The following is a 2,472-nucleotide window of genomic DNA, read 5'->3' as shown; positions in this document are numbered from 1 at the left end:
TGTATAAATATGAGGTTAGGTTGGTGGCTGAAAACCCTGCCGATACCCATGTGCCATACCTGGATGTAGGGCCGGTTCCCGCGATTGGCGAATGCTGGTTCCAAAGCTCGGAGGACTATCAACGATATATCGAGTCGGCAGTGCGCAAAGCCTGGTTCGAACATGGCAAAACGTTCATTGGTCAGCTCAAGCCCTTCGTCACTGAAACACTTGTTTTAAATCTGCTCAAAGCGGTTATCGCCGATCAGGCTACCCCTCCATTCATTCTGGAGGGGCTTTCATCTACAAGTGAACCCCTGGTTATTGATTTAACGTAAATCACTGGCAGATTCCCCAATGAACGTGGGGACCCGTGCGAGTCTCAATTCGCACGAGGTGCCGTCTATGTGTCGTTTCGACAGCATGTCCAACGACTGCGCGTGGGAAGCATCGATCAGCTCGCCGATGGGGTAAAACATATCGAGCGGCTGATGGTTGCAAATCTCTCAGAAATCCTGGCAAGTTGCCGGGATGGTTCAGTGACGTGCCATGCAGCAACCCCAAGATGGCCCAACTGCAGGCAGTGAAACTCATTTCGCAGGGGTACACACCGGAACACTGCCTGGACATCAGTACCATCTGGTAGCGCAAAAGGTTGTAGCCCAGCAGCACACCGCATAGCTCTTGATCGATCATCTCCGGCGTCTTGCTTCTCAGGGTATATTCGCCGCCCAGCAGTCTCTGCTTGATCGCCCAATAGCCCAGCTCGATTTCCCAGCGTTGACTGTAAGGTCGACGATCTCCCCACCCGGAAAGCGCAGCGGGCCGACCATCGAAGTCAGTACGCTTACTATTTTTCCCTTGGTCATCTTGCGCAACAACCGCGCTTGCATTTCGAGCGGACGACAGGTGGTATGTGGTCGGTAAATACATAGCGGCCATACTGTAAGCGCGAGTAGGCGGGTCTTTGGGCTGACGCCCGGCGATATCGTCAGGGCGTCAGATCCATACAGCAGTTCGATCAGGCTGCCGGCTTCAGAATGACCTTTGTCCAACCCTCATCTCGCGCATCGAAGTGCTTGTACGCATCGGGCCCTTCCGCCAATTTCAGGCTGTGAGAGATGATCTGCGAAGGCTTGGCGCGGTCGCGATGGATCAACTCCGCAAGCCTGCGGTTATAGGCTTTGACGTTGGCTTGCCCGGTGCGTATCTGCTGGCCCTTGAACCAGAACGCGCCGAAATCGAAGGCCATTTTGCCTTCCTTCGCCAGTTCATTTTTCGCGCCCGGATCCTGAGGAACAAACACCCCGACTACGCCGATGCCACCCGTGGCCTTGGTGGAAGCTACCAGGTTGTTCATCGTCAGGTGATTGACCTCATGGCCGTGTTTGTCACAGCACTGGTACCCCACACACTCACAACCTCGATCAGTGCCTTTGCCGTGAGTCAGGTTGAGGATCTGATCAACCGCCTCTTTCTCCAGGGAGTTGATTGGCGTGGCCCCCATCTGCGCGGCCAATTTCAATCGATCCGGATGGTTGTCGACCACAAACACTTGCGAGGCGCCTTTGATCATCGCGGCATGAGCTGCCATCAGGCCCACTGGCCCTGCACCGTAAATGGCGATGCTTTCACCTGGCATCAGGCCAGCCAGTTCAGTGGCATGCCATCCGGTGGGGAATATGTCTGACAGCATGACGTAGTCGTTTTCTTTCTCTTGCGCATCCTCTGGCAGCACCAAGCAATTGAAGTCCGCATATGGCACACGCAGCAGTTCTGCTTGACCACCCTGGTATGAGCCCATATCGGCAAACCCGTAAGCAGCACCAGCACTGCCGGGGTTGGCCGTGAGGCAGAAACCGGTCAAACCTTTTTCACAGTTTTCGCAGAAACCGCAGCCGATATTAAATGGCAAACAGACGCGATCACCTACCTTGATGCGATCTACGCCGGCGCCGACTTCGATGACTTCTCCGAGGTTCTCGTGACCGAAAACACGTCCCGTCTCCATCGAGGTACGGCCCTCGTACATATGCAGGTCAGAGCCGCAGATATTGGTAGTGGTGATGCGCACTACGACGTCGGTAGGTTTTTCGATCTTGGCGTCTGGGACATTTTGCACGCTGACGTCGCGTGGCCCGTTGTAAACGATGGCCTTCATTAGACTCTCCTGTTCAAGCGACGATGAGGGGGTTCGTCTGCTTACGAGATGTCTGTCTAGTTCTACGAACGTATGTTCCACAAATCGAGCTATGACCAGACGAGTGGTGATGCCGTCGCCCGCGCGTGGAGGCCCTTGAATTTGCAGCTCGTGACGAAATTAGACAGTTAAACGCCATAGAAGCAATATGGCTACGACACCCCTGTCAATCAGCGCCTCACGTCCCTCATGAGCTCCCTGATGCACTGGCCAATTACCGCTCGCGTTTCATCAACAGCTTTGAGGGAATATCGGACAGTTTCTGCAACTTCAGCACCATTTGCGCCCTCTAA

General features: G+C 54.5%; 1 protein-coding gene and 1 pseudogene. One reads left to right on the top strand and one right to left on the bottom strand.

The genetic code is table 11. The features are described 5' to 3' along the window. Nucleotides 1–317, top strand: a pseudogene (locus C722_RS25530) (hypothetical protein); the annotation flags it as partial. A gap of 683 nt (nt 318–1,000) precedes the next feature. Here the strand turns inward: C722_RS25530 and C722_RS0100060 are convergent. Continuing rightward, nucleotides 1,001–2,140, bottom strand: coding sequence for a glutathione-independent formaldehyde dehydrogenase (locus C722_RS0100060; protein WP_007163116.1), 1,140 nt, complete (start codon nt 2,138–2,140; stop codon nt 1,001–1,003). Nucleotides 2,141–2,472 lie beyond the last annotated feature (332 nt).

The organism is Pseudomonas sp. 313, assembly GCF_000316965.1.
GTDB classification, from domain to species: Bacteria; Pseudomonadota; Gammaproteobacteria; order Pseudomonadales; family Pseudomonadaceae; genus Chryseomonas; species Chryseomonas benzopyrenica.
Note: the sequence above shows the minus strand (reverse complement) of the source record. Positions and strands in the feature narration are given on the sequence as shown.

What these genes read in the sequence shown, in the direction of transcription:
- C722_RS0100060 (WP_007163116.1), bottom strand. Translation starts at nt 2,140, where the DNA reads ATGAAGGCCATCGTTTACAACGGGCCACGCGACGTCAGCGTGCAAAAT.